Below are 24,218 nucleotides of genomic sequence, written 5' to 3'. Positions count from 1 at the left end.
AAGCGCCGCCGGCTCACCCGCGGTGTCACCGTGTACGCATTCTTTTGTGGGAGGGGCTTCAGCCCCGACGCGCTGTGCTCGCATCGCGCGGCAGACGCCGCGCAGCGATCTGCAAGAGACGAAAGGAACGACAGGCGTCCTCTCTGCCTCGATCGCATGTTGTCCGCGGCGCGGCCAGGCCGTGGTTGAGGCCACTCAGGTCAACGATCAGGAGGTCGCAGTGCCCGGCCCGCGACGCCTGGCTCAGCCTTCGAGCAGAAACCCCACCGCCACGCGCCGGCCTTCGGCGGCCAGCACGTTGTAGGTGCGCGCCGCAGCGGCATTGTTCATCACCTCGATGCCGATGCCGCGGGTCAGGAACAGCGCCATCACCGCCGCGGCGGGAAACACCTGGCGTTCGCCGGTGCCGAGGATCACCAGGGCCGGGTTGAGCTCCAGCAGCGGCTGCAGATGTTGCGGCTGCAGGTCGCCGGCCGGCGGGGCCTGCCAGTCCTCGACCAGGGTGTCCGGCGCGAGGACAAAACTGCGGGTCAACAGCCGGTCGTTCACCTTGGCCTGGCGGCCGTCGGCCATGCGCAGGGCATAGGCGTAGTCGGGCAGGTCCTGGGTCAGTTGCATGAGGTCACCGGAGCGCGCTCAGGCGCGCGGCAGCACGATCTGCCGGTCTTCCTTGGCCGGGCGATACAGGATCGCGGTATGGCCGATGCGCTGCACCAGCACGCTGTGCGACTGCTCCACCAGGCTGCCGATGGCGGCGTCGCGGGCCTCGCGGTCGTCGCCGCCGACCTTCACCTTGACCAGTTCGTGGCGCTCCAGCACCTCGTCCAGTTCGGCCAGGAAGGCCGGGGTGACGCCCTTGCTGCCGATCTGCAGCAGGGGTTTGAGGTCGTGGGCCAGGCCGCGCAGGAAGCGGTTCTGGGCCGAGGTCAGGCTGATCGACATGCAGGTGGGAGCAGGGTTGGCAAGGGCGATCAGGGTATCATGGCCGCCCCTCCCGACCGTGCGTCCATGGCCACCCGCAGCAAAAGCAGCCAACGCTGGCTCCGCGAACATTTCGCCGACCCCTTCGTGAAGAAGGCCCAGGCCGAAGGCATGCGCTCGCGCGCCGCCTACAAGCTGGAGGAACTGCTGCAGCGCGACAGGCTGCTCAAGCCGGACATGGTGGTGGTCGATCTCGGCGCCGCGCCGGGCGGCTGGTCGCAGCAGGTGCGCAAGTCGATGGGCGACCGCGGTCGGGTGCTGGCCCTGGACATCCTGGAGATGCCGCCGCTGGCCGGCGTGGAGTTTCTTCACGGTGACTTCAGGGAGGACGCGGTGCTATCGCAATTCGAGGCCATGCTGGGCGATACCCCGGTGGACCTTGTGCTGTCGGATATGGCCCCCAATAAGAGCGGAATGGATGCGGTCGACCAGCCGCGGATGATGCATCTGGCGGAATTGGCGATGGCGTTCGCCGACAGCCACCTGAAGCCGAACGGCGCGTTCCTGATCAAGCTGTTCCAGGGCGTGGGGTTCGACGACTACATCCGCGACATGCGCCGCCGCTATGAGAAGGTGACCATCCGCAAGCCGGCCGCGTCGCGCAAGCGCTCGCCGGAGGTCTACGCCCTCGGACAGGGCAAGCGCGCCCAGATCAAGTAAGCTGAACGCAAGGCTGAATCCGCAATGCCACGCATCGAGACAGAGTTGAAGGGACACCGGAGCCAATGAGGATGAACGACTTGACCAAGAATCTGCTGTTGTGGGTAGTCGTCGCCGTCGTGCTGATGGTGGTGTTCAACAGCTTCTCGCCGCGTCTGGCCGGCGGCGCCAGCGTCGATAACGTGACCTACTCCCAGTTCCTCAAGGACGTGGATGCCGGGCGGGTGAAGTCGGTCGATTTCACCGACGCCACCAATCTCTCGGTCAATGCGATTCGCTTCAAGCGCGCCGACAGCAGCGAGGGCATGGTCTACGGCCCGAGCGACAACAAGCTGATCGATGTGCTGTACAGCAAGAACGTGGACATCACCCGGCAGAAGCCGGACAACGGTCCGGGCTTCTGGTCGCTGGTGCTGAACTTCCTGCCGGTCATCCTGATCATCGGCTTCTGGCTGTTCATCATGCGCCAGATGCAGGGTGGCGGCGGTGGCGCCAAGGGCGCGATGTCCTTCGGCAAGTCGCGCGCCAAGCTGCAGGGCGAGGACCAGATCAAGATCACCTTCGCCGACGTCGCCGGCTGCGACGAGGCCAAGGAAGAGGTTGGCGAACTGGTCGACTTCCTGCGCGATCCGACCAAGTTCACCAAGCTCGGCGGCAAGATCCCGCGCGGCGTGCTGATGGTCGGCCCGCCGGGCACGGGCAAGACCCTGCTGGCCAAGGCCATCGCCGGCGAGGCCAAGGTGCCGTTCTTCAGCATCTCCGGTTCGGACTTCGTGGAAATGTTCGTCGGCGTCGGCGCCAGCCGCGTGCGCGACATGTTCGAGCAGGCCAAGAAGCATGCGCCGTGCATCATCTTCATCGACGAAATCGATGCGGTCGGCCGCCATCGCGGCGCCGGCCTGGGCGGCGGTCACGACGAGCGCGAGCAGACCCTCAACCAGCTGCTGGTGGAGATGGACGGCTTCGAGGGCGGCGAGGGCGTGATCGTGATCGCCGCGACCAACCGTCCGGACGTGCTGGATCCGGCGCTGCTGCGCCCGGGCCGCTTCGACCGCCAGGTGGTGGTGGGCCTGCCGGACGTGCGCGGCCGCGAGCAGATCCTCAAGGTGCACATGCGCAAGCTGCCGCTGGCCGACGACATCGAGCCGATGGTGATCGCACGCGGCACGCCGGGCTTCTCCGGCGCCGACCTGGCCAATCTGTGCAACGAGGCGGCCCTGTTCGCCGCGCGCGAGTCGGTCAAGGAAGTGCGCATGGATCATTTCGACCGTGCCCGCGACAAGATCCTGATGGGCGCCGAGCGTCGTTCGATGGCCATGAGCGAGGACGAGAAGACGCTCACCGCCTACCACGAAGCCGGCCACGCCATCGTCGGCCGCCTGGTGCCCGAGCACGACCCGGTCTACAAGGTCACGATCATCCCGCGCGGCCGCGCGCTGGGCGTGACCATGTATCTGCCGGAAGGCGACAAGTACTCGATGAACCGTGTGGCGATCGAGTCGCAGTTGTGCTCGCTGTACGGCGGCCGCGTGGCCGAGGAACTGATCTTCGGTACCGACAAGGTCACCACCGGCGCGTCCAACGACATCGAGCGCGCGACCAAGATGGCGCGCAACATGGTCACCAAGTGGGGCCTGTCCGACGAGCTGGGGCCAATCGCCTACGGCGAGGAGGACGATGAAGTGTTCCTGGGCCGTTCGGTGACCCAGCACAAGAGCGTCTCCGACGACACCGCGCGGCGCATCGACGAAGTGGTGCGGTCGATCCTCGACAAGGCGTATGCGAAGACCACGCAGATCCTCACCGAGAATCTGGACAAGCTGCACACCATGTCGCAGCTGCTGCTGCAGTACGAGACCATCGACGCGCCGCAGATCGAGGCGATCATGGAAGGTCGCGATCCGCCGCCGCCGATGGGCTGGAACAAGTCCGGCAAGGACGGCGGCAACAACGACAAGGGCAATTCGCGTCCGCTGCCGCCGATCGCCGGGCCTGCCGAGCAGGTGTAAGCGCAGGAGCGCCCTTCAAGCGTCGAAAAGCCAGGGAGCGATCCCTGGCTTTTTTGTTGGCGGCGGTGCGGGGCCGGTCGCATCGTCCGATGTCGACTCGCCGCCTGCGTGCGCGTGGGCGACAATGGCACTGCGCTGGCTGCCGCGTCGATGCGGTTTGCGGCGGAAACGTCGCGCACGCCGCTGCCGCCATGCGTGTGTCGCGGATGCCGCATGGCGCTGCGCAGCGCCATTCCGCCGCCGGCCACGGCCACTACCAGGAGACTCACCGATGTTCGACACCTCGCCCAGCCTGCAGTGCGGCGCCCACCGGCTGCTGCTCGATCGCCCGCGGGTGATGGGCATCGTCAATGTCACCCCGGATTCGTTCTCCGACGGGGGCGCGCACGCCAGCGTGGACGCGGCGGTGGCGCACGGCCTGCGTCTGGCCGAGGAGGGCGCCGACGTGCTGGACATCGGCGGCGAGTCGACCCGTCCGGGCGCGATGCCGGTGCCGGTGGAAGAAGAACTGCGGCGGGTGATTCCGGTGATCGAGCGGCTGGCTGCGCAGACCGCGCTGCCGCTGAGCGTGGACACCTTCAAGCCGGAGGTGATGCGCGCCGCGGTCGTGGCGGGCGCCGGCATGATCAACGACGTGCAGGCCCTGCGCCAGCCCGGCGCGCTGGACGCTGCCGCGGAACTGGGGGTGCCGGTGGTGCTGATGCACATGCCCGCCGACGCCTATGCCGCCGGCAGCGCGCCCGGCTACGACGACGTGGTCGGCGAGGTGCACCGGTTCCTGGCCGAGCGCATCTTCGCTGCGGAGATGGCCGGCATCGACAAGCGACGCATCCTGGTCGACCCGGGCTTCGGCTTCGGCAAGAGCACCGCCGACAACCTGCAGTTGCTGGCCCAGTTGGCGCGGCTGGTCGAGCTGGGCGTGCCGGTGCTGGCCGGCTTGTCGCGCAAGCGCAGCATCGGCGAGCTGACCGGGCGCGAGGTGCCGGAGCAGCGGGTGGCCGGCTCGGTCGCCGCGCATCTGCTGGCTGCACAGCGCGGTGCCGCGCTGCTGCGCGTGCACGACGTCGCTGCCACCGTCGACGCGCTGAAGGTCTGGCAGGCGCTGCAGGCCGTGCCGTTGCCGCGCGCCGCCACAGCGTCGGCCGCGGCGACGATCCGCTGGCCGGACGAGGACTGATGGCGGCCGACCGGCGCCCGCGCGCGATCGCACTGATGGGCCCGACCGCCTCGGGCAAGACCGCCGCGGCGATCGCCCTGGCCGAACGCTGCGGCGGCGAGATCGTCAGCGTCGATTCGGCGCTGGTCTACCGTGGCCTGGACATCGGCGCGGCCAAGCCCGATGCCGCCGAGCGCGGGCGGGTGCCGCACCATCTGCTGGACCTGCGCGATCCCTGGCAGACGTATTCGGCGGCCGAATTCGCCGCCGACGCGCGCGCCGCGCTGGAGGCGATCGTGGCCCGCGGCCGCCTGCCGATCCTGGCCGGCGGCACCGGCCTGTACTTCCAGGCGCTGCTGGAAGGGTTGGCGCCGATGCCGGCGGCCGACCCGCAACTGCGCGCGGCGCTCACCGCGCAGGCGCATGCCGAGGGTTGGGCGGCATTGCACGCGGAACTGCAGTGGATCGATCCGTCGGCCGCGCAGCGCATCCGTCCAGGCGACGCGCAGCGCATCCAGCGTGCGCTGGAGGTGTACCGGCTCAGCGGCCGGCCGATCAGTGCCTGGCAGGCGGATCCGGGTCCGCCGCGGCTGCCGCTGCGGGTGCTGAAGCTGGTACTGGCGCCGACCGAGCGCAGCGTGCTGCACGGGCGCATCGAGGCCCGCTTCGACGCGATGCTGGGGCAGGGCTTCCTCGACGAAGTGCGCGCCTTGCGTGCGCTGCCCGGGATGCAGGCGGTGGCGCAGCCGCTGGCGCTGCCGGCGGTGCGCGCGGTCGGCTACCGCCAGGCCTGGGAGTACCTGGACGGCGTCGGCGATGCGGCGGACTTCCGCGTCCGCGCCATCGCCGCCACCCGGCAGTTGGCCAAGCGCCAGCTCACCTGGCTGCGCGGCGAGCAGGATGCCCGCTGGTTCGACCCGGCGCGCGACGCCGGGCGCCTGCAGGCGGCCCTGGACGCCTTCCTCGGCTGATCGGGCGCCGCCGCGCTGTGCTGGCGCCCGCGGTTGTGTAACATCGACGTTCCGGACCACGGCAGGGGAGCTGCAGTGCCGTCCCGGACAATAAAAACAATAATTTGGGAGTGAAGCATGTCCAAGGGGCAATCCTTGCAGGATCCTTTCCTCAACGCGTTGCGTCGCGAACGGGTCCCTGTCTCGGTGTATCTGGTCAACGGCATCAAGCTGCAGGGCACGATCGAGTCGTTCGATCAGTTCGTGGTCCTGCTGCGCAATACCGTCAGCCAGATGGTCTACAAACACGCCATTTCCACCGTGGTGCCGGCGCGCAACGTGCGCGTGGGACCGGGCGGCGGCTATGTGCAGCAGAACGAAGGTGGCAGTGCGGGTGATGATGAAGTCGAGTAGTACCGTAACGAAGTGCGGAGCCGCGGGTGTTTGATCGGTCCCGCCGCGGCGAACATGCACTGCTGATCCAGCCCTACGCGGGCGGTCCGTTGGAAGACGATGTGCTGGAGGAGTTCGCCGACCTGGCGCGCTCGGCCGGTGCCAGCATCGCCGCCACCGTGACTGCGCGCATCGACAAGCCGAGTCCGGCGACACTGATCGGCAGCGGCAAGCTGGAAGAGGTCAAGGCCGCCGCCGACGCCAGCGGTGCCGACCTGGTCCTGGTCAACCACGCGCTCAGCCCCGGCCAGGAGCGCAACCTGGAGAAATACCTGGAGCGGCGCGTGATCGACCGCACCGGATTGATCCTGGACATCTTCGCCCAGCGCGCGCGCAGCCACGAAGGCAAGCTGCAGGTCGAACTGGCCCAGTTGCGGCACATGGCCACCCGGCTGGTGCGCGGCTGGACCCACCTGGAGCGCCAGCGCGGCGGTTCGATCGGCCTGCGCGGCCCCGGCGAAACCCAGCTGGAAACCGATCGCCGCCTGCTGCAGAAGCGGGTGGAGCAGTTGCAGAAGCGGCTGGAGAAGGTCGAGGTGCAGCACACCCAGATGCGCCGCGCGCGGGTGCGCAGCGAGCTGCCGCGGATCGCGGTGGTGGGCTACACCAACGCCGGCAAGTCGACCCTGTTCAACGCGCTGACCGGCGCCGAAGCCTACGCCGCCGACCAGTTGTTCGCGACCCTGGACCCGACCGTGCGGCGCATCGCGCTGCCCGGCGGCAACGCGATGCTGGCCGATACCGTCGGCTTCGTGCGCAACCTGCCGCACGAGCTGGTTGCGGCGTTCCGCTCGACCCTGTCCGAGGCGCGCGAGGCAGATCTGCTGCTGCACGTGGTCGACGCCGCCGATCCGCTGCGCGAGGAGCGCATCGCCCAGGTCGACGAGGTGCTGCACGCGGTCGGCGCCGGCGAACTGCCGCAGTTGCTGGTGTTCAACAAGATCGACCGCATCGAGGGCGCCGAGGTGCGTCACGATGCGCAGGACGGCGTGCCGGACACCGCGCGGCGCGAGCGGGTGTGGATCTCCGCGCGCGACGGGCGCGGCCTGGACCTGCTGCAGCACGTGCTCGGCCAGCGCCTGGGCCTGCGCCACGTGCAGGGCAGCCTGCGCCTGCCGCCGAGCGCCGGACGCCTGCGCTCGCAATTGCACCAGTTGCAGGTGATCCGCAGCGAGCAGGCCGACGAGGACGGCTGGCTGCTGCAGGTGGACATCCCGATCACCGAGGCCGAGCGCCTGGCCGCCGCGGCCGACGGCGCGCCGATCCGCGCGCTGCTGCCGCCGCGCGAGCAGGAGGAGTGGCAGCAGCGCTGAGTGCCGCGTCGACGCTGGCGTCGGCACGCTCGACGCCGATGGGCGGGCCGGCGTGGTCGCGGCCCATGCGCCGCGTTGGCTGACGGCCGGCCATCCGCCGGCACGCGCAGGCGCGACAGCCACGGCGAATTGGGCTACAAAGCGCACTGGTTTCCCGAGCTGTGCCATGACGCTTCCCACCGATTCGGATCTGCTGCAACAGGCCACCGCCCTCAGCGATCGCTTGCGCACCGCGCGCGAGCGCCTGGTCACCGCCGAAAGCTGCAGCGGCGGCTGGATCGCCAAGGTGATGACCGACGTCGCCGGGTCCTCGGCCTGGTTCGACTGCGGCATCGTCGCCTACAGTTACGAGGCCAAGCAGGCGCTGCTGGGCGTGCGCCCGCAGACGCTGGAGCACCACGGCGCGGTCAGTCGCGAGACGGTGATCGAAATGGTGTCCGGCGCGCTGGTCAATTCCGGCGCCAGCGTCGCGGTCGCGGTGACCGGCATCGCCGGGCCGGGCGGCGGCTCCGCGGACAAGCCGGTCGGCAGCGTCTGGCTGGGCTGGAAGCGCCGCGGCGGCTATGCCAGCGCGCAATTGTTCCAGTTCCCGGGCGACCGCGACGCGGTGCGCCGGCAGACCGTGGCGGCGGCCCTGCGCGGCCTGGACGCGTTGCTGTGATCGTGGCCGCGCGCCCGCCCCGAGGATGAGCGCGATGTGGGAGGCGTTGAGCACCGTCCGCGACCTGGGACGCCTGCAGGAAATCGCCTCGGTGCTGATCCGCTACGGGTTCGGCGACGTGGTCCGGCGCATCGGCATGGCCGACGTGCTGGAGCGCGCCGGGCGCCTGCTGCACTGGCACAACGCCGAGGAGATGCTGCGCATGTCGGCCCCGCAGCGGGTGCGGCGCGCCCTGCAGGACCTCGGCCCGACCTTCGTCAAGCTGGGCCAGGTGCTGGCCACGCGCGTGGACCTGCTGCCGCCTGAGTGGATCGACGAACTGGGCGAACTGCAGAACGCCGCGCCGGCGCTGGACTACCCGCAGATCCTGCCGCAGCTGATCGAGGCGCTCGGCGAGGCGCCGACGGCGATCTTCGCCGAGGTCGAGGAAACCCCGCTGGCCGCCGCCTCGCTGGCGCAGACCCATCGCGCCCGGCTGCACGACGGCACCGCCGTGGTGATCAAGGTGCGCCGCCCCGGCATCCGCGAGGTGATCGAGGCCGACCTGCGATTGCTGGCGCGGCTGGCGGAGATCGTCGAAGCGCGTGCGCCGGACCTGAAGCGCTATCACCCGGCCGCGGTGGTGCACCAGTTCACCCTGTCGCTGCGCCGCGAGCTGGATTTCGCCGGCGAATGCCGTAATGCCGAGCGCATCGCCGCCAACTTCCAGGGGCACGACGAGATCGTGATCCCGCGGGTGCACTGGCAGTGGACCTGCGAAACGCTCAATGTGCAGGACTTCGTCGACGGCATCGGCGGCCGCGACCTGGCAGCGGTCGACGCCGCCGGCCTGGACCGTCGCCAACTGGCGCGCACCGGCGCCGACATCGTGCTGAAGATGGTGCTGGAGGACGGCTGTTTCCACGCAGATCCGCATCCGGGCAACATCTTCTACCTGCCCGGCGAGCGCATCGCGGTGATCGACTTCGGCATGGTCGGGCGCATCTCCGAACAGCGCCGCTACCAGGTGGTGCAACTGCTGCACGGGCTGGTCACCCAGGACGCCGAGGCGGTCGCCGACATCCTGCTGGAGTGGACCGACGGCGAAGTCGAGGTCGACGAAGCGCGCCTGCAACTGGAGATCGCCGCCTTCGTCGACCAGTACCGCGGCGTGCCGCTGAAGGACCTGCGAGTCGGCGCGATGCTCGGCGACGTCACCGCGCTGCTGCGCCAGCACGCGCTGGCGCTGCCGGCCGACCTGGCGCTGATGATCAAGACCTTCCTGACCCTGGAAGGGGTCGGGCGCCAGCTCGATCCGGATTTCGACATGGCCGGCGCCGCCGCCCCGTACCTGGAGCGGGTGATGCTGCAGCGGTTCGCGCCGCGGGCGATGGCCAGGCGCGGCCGCCGCACCGTGCTGGGCGCGCTGGAACTGCTCGGCGACCTGCCGCGCGACACGCGCCGGCTGCTGCAGGCGGCGCGGCGCGGGCGCCTGCAGTTGAACGTGGAGACCGGCTCGCTGAAGGGCTTCGGCGACCAGGTCAACCGCGCCGCCAACCGCCTGACCATGGGCATCGTCACCGCCGCGCTGATCATCGGCTCGTCGATCGTGATGAACAGCGTCGGCGGCATTTCCAGCCGCTGGCTGCTGGCGATCGGCGTCTGCGGCTTCGTCGGCGCGGCGCTGTCGGGGGTGTGGATCCTGTTCTCGATCTGGCGCAGCGGGCGCTGAGCGCGGCGCATGCTCTCGAGCACGGTTCGCCGGAAGCTGAGGCGGCTGGTCCGCAGGCAGCGCCCCGCTTCACAGGCGTGTCGGCGCGCACGCGATCCCTTGTGGGAGGGGCTTCAGCCCCGACGCGATGCACTCGAATCCCCCGGTACACATCGCACTGACGCTGTGCGGGGTCCAAAAAGGCCGCCAGGCTCAGAAGCCTCGCGCCTGCCGACGACGGCATTGCGGGCGGTCGCGCGGAGCATCCATCACTGGCGGCAGCGAAGCGCGCCGGCACTCCAGACCAACGCGCCAGTTGCTCGTCAGCTAATTTAGTAGTATTACTACTAACCATGGACCTGACCGAAACCCAGCAGGCGATCCTCGACCTGATCGCCGAGCGCATCGAACACGACGGCGTGCCGCCGTCGCAGACCGAGATTGCCCGTGCCTTCGGCTTCAAAGGCGTGCGCGCGGCCCAGTACCACCTGGAAGCGCTCGAACAGGCCGGCGCGATCCGCCGGGTGCCCGGGCAGGCGCGCGGCATCCGCCTGCTGGGTGGGGCGGCCGCTCCGGCCCCCGCGCCGCAGGTGGACAGCGCCGACGTGCTGCGCCTGCCAGTACTCGGACGTGTCGCCGCCGGCCTGCCGATCGGCGCGGACATCGGCTCCGACGACTTCGTGGTGCTGGACAGGGTGTTCTTCTCGCCGGCACCGGACTACCTGCTGAAGGTGCAGGGCGACTCCATGCGCGACGAAGGCATCTTCGACGGCGACCTGATCGGCGTGCACCGCACCCGCGATGCCCGCTCCGGGCAGATCGTGGTGGCGCGCATCGACGAGGAGATCACGGTCAAGCTGCTCAAGATCGGTAAGGACCGCATCCGCCTGCTCCCGCGCAACCCGGACTACGCACCGATCGAGGTGCTGCCGGACCAGGAGTTCGCCATCGAAGGCCTGTACTGCGGCCTGCTGCGCCCCAACCGCTGATGCCGCGCGTGGAGCAGGGCATGCACTACAGCGCCGGCCGGACTTTTCCGACCCCGGATATCGCCATTCGCCGCTGCCGTCGCCCGGTCCGGACGAATTATTTTCATCTCGCCACGCACTGTCTCAGTCCGTGCGATACCAGGCCCTTACATTGACCTCACTCCGCAAATCCTCCTCACCTTCCAAGGACACCACAATGGACGAGAACAAGAAGCGCGCGCTCGCCGCCGCCCTGAGCCAGATCGAGAAGCAGTTCGGCAAGGGCTCAGTGATGCGGATGGGCGATCGCGTCATCGAAGCGGTGGAAGTGATCCCGACCGGCTCGCTGATGCTGGACATCGCGCTGGGCATCGGCGGCCTGCCGAAGGGCCGCGTAGTCGAGATCTACGGTCCGGAATCCTCGGGCAAGACCACCCTGACCCTGCAGGCCATCGCGCAGTGCCAGAAGAACGGCGGCACCGCCGCGTTCATCGACGCCGAGCACGCGCTGGACCCGATCTACGCCGCCAAGCTGGGCGTCAACGTCGACGAGCTGCTGCTGTCGCAGCCGGACACCGGCGAGCAGGCGCTGGAAATCGCCGACATGCTGGTGCGCTCGGGCTCGGTGGACATCGTGGTGGTCGACTCGGTCGCCGCGCTGACTCCCAAGGCCGAAATCGAAGGCGAGATGGGCGACCAGTTGCCGGGCCTGCAGGCGCGCCTGATGAGCCAGGCGCTGCGCAAGCTCACCGGCAACATCAAGCGCTCCAACACCCTGGTGGTGTTCATCAACCAGTTGCGCATGAAGATCGGCGTGATGATGCCTGGCCAGAGCCCGGAAACCACCACCGGTGGCAACGCGCTGAAGTTCTACGCCTCGGTGCGCCTGGACATCCGCCGCATCGGCGCGATCAAGAAGGGCGACGAGATCATCGGCAACCAGACCAAGATCAAGGTCGTCAAGAACAAGCTGGCGCCGCCGTTCAAGCAGGTCGTCACCGAAATCCTCTACGGCGAGGGCATCAGCCGCGAGGGCGAACTGATCGACATGGGCGTGGAAGCCAAGTTGGTCGAGAAGGCCGGTGCCTGGTACAGCTACGGCAGCGAGCGCATCGGCCAGGGCAAGGACAACGCCCGCGGTTACCTGCGCGACAACCCGCAGGTCGCGGCCAAGCTGGAAAGCGAGCTGCGCGAGAAGTTCCAGCCCACGGAAATCGCCCCGAGCGAGGCCGAGGCGGAAGACGACGACGCGTAATGGTTTTCTGCCGGGGGAGCGGTGGAGTCAGTGCCGCTCGTCTCCCTCGGCAGTCTTGAGCAAGCCAGGAGGGCGCGCGCCAGGGACGGCGCATTTTGAATGGGGTGGTATCGCCCATGAGCGACGAACAGGCACAAGAAGCACCACGTCGGCGTCGCCGGCAACCGGAACAGACGCCGCTGCAGAAGGCGCTGGGTCTGCTGGTGCGGCGCGAGCATTCGCGCAAGGAGCTGACCCGCAAGCTGCGTGCGCGTGGCGTGGAAGCCGACGCCGCCGCGGAGGCAGTGGAACGCCTGAGCGGCGAGGGCTGGCAGGACGACGGGCGCTTTGCCGAACTGCTGGTGCGCAGCCGCGCCGGAGCAGGATATGGCCCGCTGCATATCCGTGCCGAGCTTGGGACCCACGGCCTGGACAGTGAGGCCATCGCCACCGCGATGGGTGCCTTCGAGGGCGACTGGACCGAAAACGCGCGCGATCTGGTCCGGCGCCGCTTCGGTACTGCCGGGGCGATGGACCTGCCGCAGCAGCGCAAGGCCGCCGATCTGCTGGCGCGGCGCGGTTTCGATGGGGACAGCATCCGCGCCGCGGTGCGCGACGCTGCGGAGGACTGAGCGGGCCGGGCCTGCTACCCTTGGCGAGTTGTCTTGTCCGGTTTCCGTGGCGCCCTCATCTACGAGGGAGCGCCAGGACGCCCGTCCGCTCGTCTATAGCCAGCCCATGAACGCACCCGCCAAATTCTCCACCTCCCAGATCCGCAGCGACTTCCTCGACTTCTTCAAGGGCAAGGGCCATACCATCGTGCCGTCCGCACCGCTGGTGCCCGGCAACGATCCGACGCTGCTGTTCACCAATTCCGGCATGGTGCAGTTCAAGGACGTGTTCCTGGGCGCCGAGAAGCGCAGCTACGTGCGCGCGGCGGACGTGCAGCGCTGCCTGCGCGCCGGCGGCAAGCACAACGACCTGGATTCGGTCGGCTACACCGCCCGCCATCACACCTTCTTCGAGATGCTCGGCAACTGGTCGTTCGGCGACTACTTCAAGAAGGATGCCATCGCCTGGGCCTGGGAGCTGCTGACCCAGGTCTGGAAGCTGCCGGCCGAGCGCCTGCTGGTCACCGTCTACCACACCGACGACGAGGCCTACGCCTTGTGGCGCGACATGATCGGCGTGCCCGCCGAGCGCATCGTGCGCATCGGCGACAACAAGGGCGCGCCCTACGCGTCGGACAACTTCTGGCAGATGGCCGATACCGGCCCCTGCGGCCCGTGCACCGAGATCTTCTACGACCACGGCGCGCACATCGCCGGTGGTCCGCCTGGGTCGCCCGACGAGGATGGTGACCGTTTCATCGAGATCTGGAACCTGGTGTTCATGCAGTTCGATCGTCAGCCCGACGGCACCCTGGTGCCGCTGCCGGCCCCCTGCGTGGACACCGGCATGGGCCTGGAGCGCTTGGCCGCGATCCTGCAGCACGTGCACACCAACTACGAGATCGACCTGTTCCAGACGCTGATCCGCAAGGCCTCCGAGCTGACCGGTACCGCCGACCTGGAGAACAAGTCGCTGCGCGTGATCGCCGACCACATCCGTGCCTGCGCGTTCCTGATCGTCGACGGCGTGCTGCCGTCCAACGAAGGCCGCGGCTACGTGCTGCGCCGGATCATTCGCCGCGCCCTGCGCCATGGCTGGATGCTCGGCGTGCGCCAGCCGTTCTTCAGCAGGCTGGTGCCGACCCTGGTGGAGCTGATGGGCGAGGCCTATCCGGAGCTGGCCGCCGCCCAGGACACCGTGCTGCGCGCCCTGCAGGCCGAGGAAGAGCGCTTCGCCGAAACCCTCGATGCCGGCATGAAGATCTTCGAGGACGTCGCCGCCAAGGCGCAGGGCGGGATGATCGCCGGCGAGGATGCCTTCCGCCTGTACGACACCTACGGCTTCCCGCTGGACCTGACCCAGGACATCGCCCGCGAGCGCGATCTACGCGTGGACGAGCAGGGCTTCGAGACGGCGATGGACGAGCAGCGCCGGCGCGCGCGCGAAGCCGGCAAGTTCGGCGGCGGCGTGCAGCTGCCGGCGGACCTGGTGGCGACGCTGGCCCCGACCGTGTTCCTGGGGTACGACAGCCTGCAGGCCGACGGCCTGCGCGTGGTCGCCCTGCTCAAGGACGGTCGTCCGGTCCAGTCGGCCCAGGCCGGCGACGCGGTGATCGTACTGACCGACAAGACCCCGTTCTATGCCGAATCCGGCGGCCAGGTGGGCGATCTCGGCACACTCACTGCCGCCGGCATCCGGGTGACGGTCACCGACACGCAGAAGTTCGCCGGCCAGTTCCATGGCCACGTCGGCACCCTGGAAGAAGGCAGCCTGAAGCTCGGCGACGTGCTCGCCGGTGAGGTCGATGCCGAGCGCCGCGGCGCCACCATCCTCAATCACTCGGCGACGCACCTGCTGCATGCGGCCCTGCGCGAGGTACTGGGCACCCACGTCCAGCAGAAGGGCTCGCTGGTGGCGCCGGATCGGCTGCGCTTCGACTTCTCGCACTTCCAGCCGATCGGGGCCGAGGAACTGGCGCTGATCGAGCGCAAGGTCAACCAGCAGGTCCGCGCCAACAACGCGGCCGAAGTGCACCAGATGGGCATGCAGGAAGCGCTGGACTTCGGCGCGATGGCGCTGTTCGGCGAAAAGTATGGCGAGCGCGTGCGCGTGCTGAAGATGGGCGACTACTCCACCGAACTGTGCGGCGGCACGCACGTCGGCCGGACCGGCGACATCGGCCTGTTCAAGATCACCAGCGAAGGCGGCGTCTCTGCCGGCGTGCGCCGCATCGAGGCGGTGACCGGGCAGGGCGCGCTGGACTATGTGGCGGCCGAGGAGGCCCGGCTGCGCGAGGCGGCCGACCTGGTCGGCGGCAACAGCCATGACGTGGTCGACAAGATCCGTCAGCTCGGCGACCGCTACAAGCGCCTGGAGCGGGAGCTGGAGGCGCTGAAGGCCAAGCTGGCGTCCGGCGCCACGGCCGACCTGGCCGGCTCGGCGATCGACGTGGCCGGTGTGAAGGTCCTCGCCGTGCGACTGGAAGGCTTCGATGCCAAGGCCCTGCGCGAGGCGATGGACCGTCTGAAGCAGCAGCTGGGCGATAGCGTGATCGTCCTGGCCGGCGCCAGCGAGGGCAAGGTCGCCCTGGTCGCCGGCGTGAACGGCAGCCCAATGGGACGGGTCAAGGCCGGGGAACTGTTGAGCCATATCGCCGGTCAGATCTCGGGCAAGGGCGGCGGCCGCCCGGACCTCGCCCAGGGTGGTGGCGAGGACGGGCCCGCCCTTGCCCCTGCACTCGCCGGCGTCCCCGCCTGGGTCAAGCAACATCTCCCCTGAACATCCGAACGCCGCGCCTTGCTGGCAGGGCGCGGCTTCCCGTAACATCACTCCTCTTTTCACTTTCATTATGGGGCGTGCCGCAGCGCGGGCGCCGTGCCGGTGAGACCCACCGGTTCCCTGGAGAATTCTAAAAATGTTGATCCTGACTCGCCGGGTAGGCGAAACCTTGATGATCGGCGATTCGGTCACCGTGACGGTGCTTGGGGTCAAGGGCAATCAAGTGCGTATCGGCATCACCGCGCCGAAGGACGTGGCGGTGCATCGCGAAGAGATCTACCAGCGCATCCAGCGCGGCGACGAGCCGAACTCCCACGGCGGCGGTCACGGCGACCAATCTGCCGATTGATGCGTCGAAAGGGTTTACCTGAGACCCCACAACCCGGTATTCTTCGCGCCCGGTCGCGGAATATCCGCAGCGCAGAAATCCGGAGTGATGCCCGAGTGGCTGAAGGGGCTCCCCTGCTAAGGGAGTATAGGGTCAAAAGCTCTATCGAGGGTTCGAATCCCTCTCACTCCGCCAGTGTCAAGGAAACGCCCGCAAATCAACGATTTGTGGGCGTTTTTCTTTTCAGCCATCTTGGACACTCGCTGGACACTTCCATGCGAGTCGCGCATTACCTCACGCGCGGCGAGACCGGCCGCTACTACGTTCGTTTGCGCGTTCCTGCTGACCTGTAGAAACAGTTCGGGCGCAAAGTCTTCAGTGCAGCACCGACGTGATGTGCAACGGCGTCGTGCTGCTCCAGCGATGTCATGCTTGCCTCCGCGTGTCAGCATGGTGGCACGTGAGCGCTGACGCGCCTTGCAGGAGTTCGAGCAGACGGTATCGCGCATGTCTGTGCTCAAGGAGCCGGTGACGAGCGTAGCGCCCTTGACGTGTTGCATGACGAAGCTTGGAGCCTGTTGCTGCGTTCAAGCTTCCCGTGGGCAGCCGCCGTGGGCCGTGGAGGATGAAGGCGAGGGCGATCGCTGCCACGCAATGTCATCAATCGCGTAGAGCCAAATCCTGTTTCAGGCAGCGCGGCAGCCATTCTGCCGGTATCGATCGGCCGTCTCTCCGCGGTGTGCCCTTGTTGACGATGTCGCAAGTCAGGTCGCGCCACTGCGTTTGCTTTCCGAGTTCATCTGGACACGCGCGATGACAGTGGCAAGTGTGTGCTGCAGTGCTGCTTCATGTCGCTTTCCAGCGACGCAGTGGGGCTACTCATCTTCTGCCCGTCGCGTGTCGCGGTTGCAGGCTTCGCTCAGCAAAGGTTGACGCGACGCCTCATTGGGATCGAAGTGCTTGAGCCAGGAGGCAGGACGCCTACGGTGTCATTGAGTTGCAGGGGATGGGCGATCCATCGATTGATTCCCATGCGCTGTCACGAAAAAATGTGCGTCGTCGCTGGATCGCGACGTTTCCTTCTTGCTCTGGTATCGAGATGCAGTCACACAAGATCCGCTTCATCATCATCGCGTTGCTTTGCCTTGGCGTCACGATCGCCAGCGCTGTCACTTTTTTCAGCAGGCCTGCGGCAGTGCCGACACATTTGGCTGAAGCCGATGGGACGGTCGAAAAGGTCGACGCAACGCAGCGAAAGGGACGGCTTCAAAGCGTCAACTTCACCCTTGCGACCGGAGGCGATGCATTCGAGTACTCCAGTGTGCTGCCTGGCATCGATGCGGTGTGGGGTCGTCTCAAGGTGGGATCGCCGGTTCACGTCACCTTCGACGATGCGGACAGCAAGCGATCCATCTGGGGACTGCGCTTGGGCGATGACGTGGTCGTCACGCCTGAGCAGGCGCTCCATGCGCGGCGCAAGAATGGCCAGATTGGTGCCATGATCGGACTGATCTCCTTGCTTGGAGCGGGATACTTTCTGCGCCGTGCTCGCAAGGCGTAGCCAAGCAGCCTGACAGGCTCGGCGCGCAGCGGCCCGCCGAGTCTGGATCTGCCAACAAGAAAGGCAGGGTAGGCTGGTGTTCTTCGGCAACAAACGCGTTTGGCTGCGTTTCTGTTCCGGGCGAACGCCGGTGGCGGCCGCCTAACGCCGGAAATGGCGTTGGCGGCGTTGTGCAGGGCGCTTTCTTCAGCTGTCCGTGTCGAGGGTCATCATGATGTGGATGATTCTTCCATGTTCAAGCTGAAACGAGAGGCGCTTGTTCCTGGTCTCATAGGAGCGCCAGTGCTGGCCATCGCTGTCATCCGTCGTGCCTTGGCCATAGGTGTCGATCAGCACATTCTGCGTGTCGCCGATCGCGACGCCTCTGGCCGTTCTGATCGCGGGTACGTTGATGGTGATCTGCGCAATGACGTAGCTGTCGATGTCGCGTTGCTCTTTTTGCCAGGATAGGTTTGCCGTATAGATGTCAAACCCGGCATAGCGATGCTGGTAGTACTTGTAGCTTGTCTCCCCGGCGGGCACGTCTCCTACAAAACTCTCGCTGATCTGGGTGCCTGCCTGCGTCCTGGTTTGCTCGCTCCAGCGTTCACCCAGGGCGAAAGAGTGGTTGTTGATGGCTACGGCGAAGTCGCTTTCGGTCATTTCTACAGGTGCTGCGCGAGCTGCTGCCGCAGCAGTCATATCCGCCTGGGCGGCAGGAAGCAGCAGGAAAAGCAAGAGCGCTGCTCTTCTGTGGGAGGTAATCGTGTGCATCAATGATTTGAGTGGGGGCGGAAACATCAGGGGCGTGTTCGTGGTCCGGAGACTGTACACATCCGCGGGCTGTCAGATCACACAGTGCGTTGCGCATCGACGAGTTTGTCCCGATGCAGGCGCGACGTGAGCCTCAGTATGGTGGGATGCATGGGGTGGCGCCAGCGCTTCCGGACTGGCATGCACCAAGCGACGTCAGGGTGGTGCCTTCGCAACAGTTCGGCGTCGATCTGATCGGGCGTGTAATTGACTGTTTGCGGGTCGATCCGAGTCCACGGTGCGCAGCGCATCGGGTCGTTTGGGATGCGCCTGGCAGCGCTGTCGGCAAACCGCTCCTCGATGTGCCGTGTTCGATCGCCTTGCTGTCGAGGACTGGTGCCGTGGCAGCTTGTTGAACGCTGTACTGCGTCTCGCTACTCCAGTCCACCCGTCGGTCATTGCGGAGGCCTGTGTGCACCCCGTTGAGCTGCGCATCAGGCGAATCGACAGCGAGTCGGCGAGGTGCAGGTCGCTCGCAAAAACTCCCCGGCCATTGGCGGCAGGGGAGCACGAGAATCTGGAACTCAGCCGCGCGCGTGGTCGCGCGCCTTGCCCACTTCACTCTGTACCTTGCCGGCGTTCTTCTGCATCTTGCCTTCGACTTCCTTCAGCTTGTTGCCGGTGACCTTGCCGGCGACTTCCTTGATGGTGCCCTTGATCTGGTTCTTGGCGCCTTCGGTGCGATTCTTGTCCATCGTTGACTCCGCAGTAGGGATGCCCTCAAGTGGGCATCGCCAAACTGCGCGCGGGCCGGTGGCGTGTAAGTGAAAATTGAGCGGGCGTGCTCTCCATCATTTAGGTAGCGGACGGGTTGTATGCCGATGCGTGTAGCGACGATCACGCACGTCACGGTGCCCTGTCGGGCTGCCGTGCTCGGTACTGTTGACGCGGGAACACGAGCACGGCGACATGTCCTTTCATCTGTCTGCTGGCAGCGACGGCGTGGTCTGCAAGGGGGGCACCGAGTTGCGGCGCTCGACCGCGTTACGCGCTCAGTACCAGCCCAGATAGAGGGTGGTCACGCCCCAGGTGTCGATCAGGCCATGCGCGAGGATCATCGCCCACAGGTTGCGTCTGGAGCGCAGATAGGCATATCCGAACATCGTGCCGACCACGCCGGTCAGCAGGATGCCGGACGCGCCTTGCGCGGCGTGCATCAGGCCGAACACTACGCCACCGGCCAGCGCGGCGATCCAGCGGCCGCCGCGCAGACGGCCCAGCAGCGCATCGAGCTGGTGCATGAGGAAGGCGCGGAACACCAGTTCTTCGCCGAGCGCCGCGCTCAGCCACGCTGCGCCGATCAGATGAAGCGTGGCATCGACGTTGCCCTTCAGAGCGCCGTAGGCGCTGTAGTCGGTCTTGTGCCCGGTGATGGTGTCGATCAGCGGTTGCAGTACCGGCGTGATGAAGCCCACGGTCAACAGCACCAGCAGCGCGGTCCAGCCGATCACGGACGCCAGGCGAGGGCGCGCCACGCCGCACGCGAGGGAGGAGCGCGTTTCGATCCACACCAAGGAGAGACCGAGCAGGCCGACCACGGGCATGCGCCACGGAAACGGGAGCCACGCATAGAACGCCAGCGCAAGGATCGCGGCGCTGAGCGCGATGCGCAGCAGCGGGTGACGCATGAAGGAGGTGTTGGACGTGGCGTGGATGTCGCCTTGCGCGGAGTGCTGCATGCCTGGCCTGGAAGGAAGCGGGCATTCAGCCTAGCGAGCATGCGCCATCGAGCACTGTGCCAAAGGCCATGTAGACCAATGCAATGCGTCGCGTCGTAGGGAGCGTGCAGATGCCAGCATCGCGCGTCGCCAGCGGCAAGCGCTGGCGACGTAATGCAGGCGCGGACGCGTCAGTCCGCGCGCAATCCGAAGTGGCGAGTGGCGACTATGCGCGCGCCGTCTGACACTCGAACACGCTGATGCTGCGCGGCGGCGCCAGGAACTCGCTGGCACCGGCCGGCATGCTGTCGACCTGCAGCGCATCGTCGGTGGACAGCACCAGCTTCCAGTGCAGTTGCTCTTCCGAAGACGGGAGCACGAAGCTCACGCCCTCGTGGTAGGCGTTGATGACGATCAGCAAGGTGTCGTCGTTGGCCAGCTCCCTGACGCCGGACGTTTGCGCCTTGCCTTCCAGCAGCAGGCCGACCGAGCGCGCGCCGACGTCGCTCCAGTGCGCTTCGTCCATCTCGGTGCCGCCGGGGTTGAGCCAGGTCAGGTCGCGCACGCCCGCATCTTCGTTGTACTGGCCGTTGAGGAAGCGGCCACGGGTCAGGATCGGGTAACGCTGGCGCAGCGCGCTCAGCGCCTTGACGAACGCGGTCAGGCGGCCCTCGGTGGGGTCGCGCTCCCAGTCGATCCAGGTGATCTCGTTGTCCTGGCAGTAGGTGTTGTTGTTGCCGCCCTGGGTCTGCGCGCGTTCGTCGCCGGCGAGCAGCATCGGCGTGCCCTGCGCGAGTAGCAGCGTGGCCAGCAGATTCTTCATCTGCCGCTCGCGCAGTTGCAGGATGCCGGCGTCGTCGGTCTCGCCTTCGGCGCCGTAGTTGCAGGAGCTGTCGTGGTCCGAGCCGTCGCGGTTGTCCTCGCCGTTGGCCGCGTTGTGCTTTTCGTTGTAGCTGACCAGGTCGTGCAGGGTGAAGCCGTCGTGTGCGGTGATGAAGTTCACCGAGGCCCACGGTCGGCGCCCGCGGCGATCAAACAGGTCGGCCGAGCCGGTGAAGCGGGTGGCGAACTCGGCGAGCTTGCCCTCGTCGCCCTTCCAGAACGCACGGGCGTTGTCGCGGAACTTGTCGTTCCACTCGGACCAGCCGGGCGGGAAGTGGCCGACCTGGTAGCCGCCCGGGCCGCAGTCCCATGGCTCGGCGATCAGCTTGACCTGCGACAGCAGCGGATCCTGGTTGCAGGCGTCGAGGAAACCGCCGCGCTGGTCGAAGCCGGTGGGTTCGCGGCCGAGGATGGTGGCCAGGTCGAAGCGGAAGCCGTCCACGTGCATCTCGCCGGCCCAGTAGCGCAGCGAGTCGTTGACGAACTGGATCACCCGCGAGTTGCTCAGGTTGAGCGTGTTGCCGGTGCCGGTGTCGTTGATGTAGTAGCGCTTGTCCTCGGCCAGCCGGTAGTAGCTGGCATTGTCGATGCCGCGGAAGGAGAGGGTGGGGCCCAGCTCGCTGCCTTCGGCGGTGTGGTTGTAGACCACGTCGAGAATCACCTCCAGGCCCTGGCGGTGCAGCGCCTTGACCATGTCGCGGAACTCGTCGCGGTGGCCGCTGGCCAGGTAGCGCGACTTGATCGCGAAGAAGCCCAGCGTGTTGTAGCCCCAGTAGTTGCGCAGGTCCTTGTCGAGCAGGTGTTGGTCGTCGAGGTAAGCGTGGACCGGCAGCAGTTCCACCGCGCTGACGCCCAGTTCCTTGATGTAGCGCAGCACCGGCTCCTGGGCCAGCCCGGCGCAGGTGCCGCGCAGCTCGTCCGGCACCTGCGGGTGGCGCATGGTGTAGCCGCGCACGTGGGTCTCGTAGACCAGGGTCTGGCTCCACGGGGTGAGGAGGCGCTGGTCGTCCTCCCAGTCGTAGGTGTCCTCGACCACGACGCACTTGGGCATGAACGGCGCGCTGTCGCGCTCGTCGAAACTGAGGTCGCCGTCCGGGTGGCCGACCGTGTAGCCGTACAGTTCGTCGGCCCAGATCAGGTCGCCCTCGAGTTCGCGCGCGTACGGGTCCAGCAGCAGCTTGTTGGGATTGAAGCGGTGGCCTTCGCTGGGTTCATAGGGGCCGTGCACGCGATAGCCGTAGCGCTGGCCGGGCTTCACGTCTGGCAGGTAGCCGTGCCAGATTTCGTTGGTGTATTCGGGCAGGTCCAGGCGCGTTTCGGTGCCGGCCTCGTCGAACAGGCACAGTTCCACGCGCGTGGCGTGCGCCGAGAACAGCGCGAAGTTGGTGCCCTGGCCGTCGAACACGGCGCCGCGGGGGAAGGGGCGCCCTTCGCGGATGCGCGAGGGGGTGGCATAGGCGGCGCTGGTCGGGTGGCGCATCGGCAGGCTCTCGGCCGGCACGCCGGCAGTAGGGGAGGGAGAGCGGAAGCATTGACGTGGAGGCTGTGCAGGACGCGTTACGGGGTGCCGAGGATGGCGTGAGGATGCGGGCATTACCGCGAATGCAGCGACCCACGCAGCGACGCCGTGGCGCCGCTGCGTGGGCGGATTTCGCGAGACCGTCGCGGCCCGGTCCAGTGGGCCGCGGGCGCGACCTGGCCTGACCTGCTCAGCGCGGCAGGTCGAACAGCAGGAACTCGCTGTCCTGGGCATCGGCGAACTGCAGGCTGGCCTCGTCGACCGCCTGGACCGCGTCGCCGGCCTGCAGGGTCTGTCCATTGACGCTCAGCGTGCCGCGCACCACCTGCACGTAGGCGCCGCGCCCGGCCGCCAGCGGGTAGTCCAGGCGCGCATCACCGTCGAGGATGGAGGCGTAGATGCGCGCGTCCTGATGGATGCGCACCGCACCGTCCTCGCCCTGCGGGGCGGCGATCAGGCGCAGCTGGCCGCGCTTGCTGTCGGGGGCGAAGTGCTTCTCCTCGTAGCCCGGATCGATCCCGGCGCGCTCGGGCATCACCCAGATCTGCAGGAAGTGCACCGGCTCGCTGGCGGAGTGGTTGAACTCGCTGTGGGTGACGCCGGAGCCGGCGCTCATGCGCTGCACGTCGCCGTAGCGCAGCACCGAACCGTTGCCCATGCTGTCCTTGTGCTCCAGCGCGCCCTCGACCACGTAGGACAGGATCTCCATGTCGCGATGGGCGTGGGTGCCGAAGCCCTGGCCCGGCTGCACGCGGTCCTCGTTGATCACCCGCAGCGGCCCGAAGCCCATGTGGCGTGGGTCGTGGTAGTGGCCGAAGGAGAAGGTATGGCGCGAGGACAGCCAGCCGTGTTCGGCGCGGCCACGGGTGTTGGCGGGGCGGATCTGCAGCATGGGAGGCTCCTTGGTGGCGTTGATGTGCAAGTGGATCGAAAGCGCCGGGCTGGTTGATTTCGCGTGCGCTTCGGCTTGGAAACAAGTATCGGTGCTGTCGCCGGGTTTGAAAAACGGATAGATTCGGCATCCATTATCGAAAAATTCGAATGCTCAAGCTCAGCCTCGATGCCCTGCAGATCCTCGACGCCATCGACCGTCGCGGCTCGTTCTCGGCCGCCGGCAAGGCGCTGCACAAGGTGCCGTCGACCATCTCCTACACCGTCGCCAAGCTGGAGGAGAACCTGGGCGTGCAACTGTTCGAGCGGATCGGGCCGAAGGCGGTGCCGACCGCCGCGGGGGCCGAACTGCTGCGCGAAGGCCGTCACCTGCTGCGCGCCGCTGGCGACCTGGAACTGCGCGTGCGCCGCGTGGCCTCCGGCTGGGAGACCGAGTTCGCGCTGGGCCTGGATGCGGTGTTCGCGCCGGAATGCCTGGCGCAGGACATGGCGGCGTTCTATGCGGTTGCCGACCAGACCCGGCTGCGGGTGGTGCAGGAATCGCTGTCCGGCACCTGGGAGGCGCTGCTGGACCGGCGGGTGGATCTGCTGGTCGGGGCGGCCGGCGAAGGGCCCAGCGGCGGCGGCTACGTGACCGAGCCGCTGGGCACGCTGCCGTTCGTGTTCGCGGTCGCGCCCAGTCACCCGCTGGCGCAGGCGCCGGAACCGCTCAGCCGCAGCCAGCTGAGCGCGCATCGCGCGATCGCGGTGGCGGACTCGGCACGGCGGCTGCTGCCGCGCACGGTCGGGCTGCTGTTCGGCCAGGACGCGCTGACCGTGCCGGACATGCGCAGCAAGTACCGGCTGCAACTGGCCGGGCTCGGCTTCGGTTTCCTGCCCGAGCCCTATGCGCGCGCGGCGCTGGCGCGCGGCACGCTGGTGCGCAAGACGGTGGAGGAGCCGAAGCCGGACGAGGTGTTCCAGCTGGCCTGGCGCAGCGGCGAGGAGGGCGCGGCGCTGGCCTGGTGGCGCGCGCGCATGCGCCAGCCGGGCGTGTTCGTGGCATGGCTGGCGCAGATGGCGGCGCGGCTGGACGAGGGCGGGTGATGGCGTGCGGGGCAACGGCAAAGCGTTCTCCGCGGC

General features: G+C 67.7%; 22 protein-coding genes and 1 tRNA gene. 16 read left to right on the top strand and 7 right to left on the bottom strand.

The window, feature by feature from the left end; translation table 11 throughout:
* Positions 1-243: 243 nt before the first annotated feature.
* Both CEK69_RS11075 and yhbY read right to left on the bottom strand, forming a co-directional pair.
* Positions 244-618 carry an Mth938-like domain-containing protein gene (locus CEK69_RS11075; protein ID WP_017910617.1) on the bottom strand — a complete coding sequence of 125 codons (375 nt, stop codon included), beginning with the start codon at positions 616-618 and terminating at the stop codon, positions 244-246.
* Positions 619-636: 18 nt separating this feature from the next.
* On the bottom strand, positions 637-942 hold the full coding sequence (gene yhbY / locus CEK69_RS11070; RefSeq protein WP_010341321.1) for a ribosome assembly RNA-binding protein YhbY: 306 nt from the start codon (positions 940-942) through the stop codon (positions 637-639).
* 66 nt (positions 943-1,008) lie between these two features.
* Here yhbY and rlmE point away from each other — a divergent pair, with 66 nt between their 5' ends.
* From rlmE to CEK69_RS10995, 15 genes are all read left to right on the top strand, one after another.
* The gene (gene rlmE, locus CEK69_RS11065) at positions 1,009-1,641 is read left to right on the top strand and encodes a 23S rRNA (uridine(2552)-2'-O)-methyltransferase RlmE (protein WP_017910618.1); all 633 of its coding nucleotides are present in this window, start codon (positions 1,009-1,011) and stop codon (positions 1,639-1,641) included.
* Positions 1,642-1,712: 71 nt separating this feature from the next.
* A complete protein-coding gene (gene ftsH, locus CEK69_RS11060) occupies positions 1,713-3,650 on the top strand; it encodes an ATP-dependent zinc metalloprotease FtsH (RefSeq protein ID WP_193313967.1) in 1,938 nt (645 codons plus the stop codon).
* A 271-nt stretch (positions 3,651-3,921) separates the two neighbouring features.
* The gene (gene folP / locus CEK69_RS11055) at positions 3,922-4,827 is read left to right on the top strand and encodes a dihydropteroate synthase (RefSeq protein ID WP_148828193.1); all 906 of its coding nucleotides are present in this window, start codon (positions 3,922-3,924) and stop codon (positions 4,825-4,827) included.
* Positions 4,827-5,777, top strand: coding sequence for a tRNA (adenosine(37)-N6)-dimethylallyltransferase MiaA (gene miaA, locus CEK69_RS11050; RefSeq protein WP_152245558.1), 951 nt, complete (start codon positions 4,827-4,829; stop codon positions 5,775-5,777). The genes folP and miaA overlap by 1 nt, the downstream gene beginning before the upstream one ends.
* A 117-nt stretch (positions 5,778-5,894) precedes the next feature.
* Complete coding sequence (gene hfq, locus CEK69_RS11045; RefSeq protein ID WP_010341316.1) at positions 5,895-6,170, top strand: RNA chaperone Hfq; 276 nt, start codon at positions 5,895-5,897, stop codon at positions 6,168-6,170.
* 26 nt (positions 6,171-6,196) lie between these two features.
* Entirely contained in the window at positions 6,197-7,522 is a 1,326-nt protein-coding gene (gene hflX, locus CEK69_RS11040) for a ribosome rescue GTPase HflX (protein ID WP_026143930.1), read from the top strand.
* A 166-nt stretch (positions 7,523-7,688) separates the two neighbouring features.
* Positions 7,689-8,183, top strand: a complete 495-nt coding sequence (locus tag CEK69_RS11035; protein ID WP_017914255.1) for a CinA family protein — start codon at positions 7,689-7,691, stop codon at positions 8,181-8,183.
* A 34-nt stretch (positions 8,184-8,217) separates the two neighbouring features.
* A complete protein-coding gene (gene ubiB, locus CEK69_RS11030) occupies positions 8,218-9,894 on the top strand; it encodes a 2-polyprenylphenol 6-hydroxylase (protein ID WP_152245556.1) in 1,677 nt (558 codons plus the stop codon).
* Between the two features lie 332 nt (positions 9,895-10,226).
* The gene (gene lexA / locus CEK69_RS11025) at positions 10,227-10,862 is read left to right on the top strand and encodes a transcriptional repressor LexA (protein ID WP_017910626.1); all 636 of its coding nucleotides are present in this window, start codon (positions 10,227-10,229) and stop codon (positions 10,860-10,862) included.
* Between the two features lie 196 nt (positions 10,863-11,058).
* Positions 11,059-12,096, top strand: coding sequence for a recombinase RecA (gene recA, locus CEK69_RS11020; protein WP_017910627.1), 1,038 nt, complete (start codon positions 11,059-11,061; stop codon positions 12,094-12,096).
* Positions 12,097-12,212: 116 nt separating this feature from the next.
* Complete coding sequence (recX, locus tag CEK69_RS11015) at positions 12,213-12,707, top strand: recombination regulator RecX (RefSeq protein WP_017914259.1); 495 nt, start codon at positions 12,213-12,215, stop codon at positions 12,705-12,707.
* 106 nt (positions 12,708-12,813) lie between these two features.
* The gene (alaS, locus tag CEK69_RS11010; protein ID WP_152245554.1) at positions 12,814-15,465 is read left to right on the top strand and encodes an alanine--tRNA ligase; all 2,652 of its coding nucleotides are present in this window, start codon (positions 12,814-12,816) and stop codon (positions 15,463-15,465) included.
* Between the two features lie 136 nt (positions 15,466-15,601).
* On the top strand, positions 15,602-15,814 hold the full coding sequence (gene csrA / locus CEK69_RS11005) for a carbon storage regulator CsrA (RefSeq protein WP_010341308.1): 213 nt from the start codon (positions 15,602-15,604) through the stop codon (positions 15,812-15,814).
* Positions 15,815-15,895: 81 nt separating this feature from the next.
* Positions 15,896-15,988 (top strand) — tRNA-Ser (locus tag CEK69_RS11000).
* A gap of 811 nt (positions 15,989-16,799) precedes the next feature.
* Positions 16,800-17,354, top strand: a complete 555-nt coding sequence (locus tag CEK69_RS10995) for a hypothetical protein (protein ID WP_226975123.1) — start codon at positions 16,800-16,802, stop codon at positions 17,352-17,354.
* Positions 17,355-17,540: 186 nt separating this feature from the next.
* Here CEK69_RS10995 and CEK69_RS10990 read toward each other — a convergent pair whose 3' ends face one another.
* From CEK69_RS10990 to CEK69_RS10970, 5 genes are all read right to left on the bottom strand, one after another.
* Positions 17,541-18,071 (bottom strand): hypothetical protein, encoded by a 531-nt coding sequence (locus CEK69_RS10990; protein ID WP_226975122.1) that lies wholly within the window; start codon positions 18,069-18,071, stop codon positions 17,541-17,543.
* Between the two features lie 599 nt (positions 18,072-18,670).
* A complete protein-coding gene (locus CEK69_RS10985; protein ID WP_017914264.1) occupies positions 18,671-18,841 on the bottom strand; it encodes a CsbD family protein in 171 nt (56 codons plus the stop codon).
* Positions 18,842-19,138: 297 nt separating this feature from the next.
* The gene (locus tag CEK69_RS10980; RefSeq protein WP_193313970.1) at positions 19,139-19,690 is read right to left on the bottom strand and encodes a CPBP family intramembrane glutamic endopeptidase; all 552 of its coding nucleotides are present in this window, start codon (positions 19,688-19,690) and stop codon (positions 19,139-19,141) included.
* Between the two features lie 340 nt (positions 19,691-20,030).
* A complete protein-coding gene (glgX, locus tag CEK69_RS10975) occupies positions 20,031-22,166 on the bottom strand; it encodes a glycogen debranching protein GlgX (protein ID WP_152245550.1) in 2,136 nt (711 codons plus the stop codon).
* Between the two features lie 229 nt (positions 22,167-22,395).
* The gene (locus tag CEK69_RS10970) at positions 22,396-23,097 is read right to left on the bottom strand and encodes a pirin family protein (protein ID WP_148828184.1); all 702 of its coding nucleotides are present in this window, start codon (positions 23,095-23,097) and stop codon (positions 22,396-22,398) included.
* A gap of 149 nt (positions 23,098-23,246) precedes the next feature.
* Here CEK69_RS10970 and CEK69_RS10965 point away from each other — a divergent pair, with 149 nt between their 5' ends.
* Positions 23,247-24,182 (top strand): LysR substrate-binding domain-containing protein, encoded by a 936-nt coding sequence (locus tag CEK69_RS10965; protein ID WP_152245548.1) that lies wholly within the window; start codon positions 23,247-23,249, stop codon positions 24,180-24,182.
* Positions 24,183-24,218: the final 36 nt, after the last annotated feature.

The organism is Xanthomonas sp. LMG 12462 (genome assembly GCF_009192885.1).
Taxonomy (GTDB): domain Bacteria; phylum Pseudomonadota; class Gammaproteobacteria; order Xanthomonadales; family Xanthomonadaceae; genus Xanthomonas_A; species Xanthomonas_A sontii.
The sequence above is the reverse complement of the archived record's forward strand: the minus strand, read 5'-3'. Positions and strand labels throughout refer to the sequence as shown.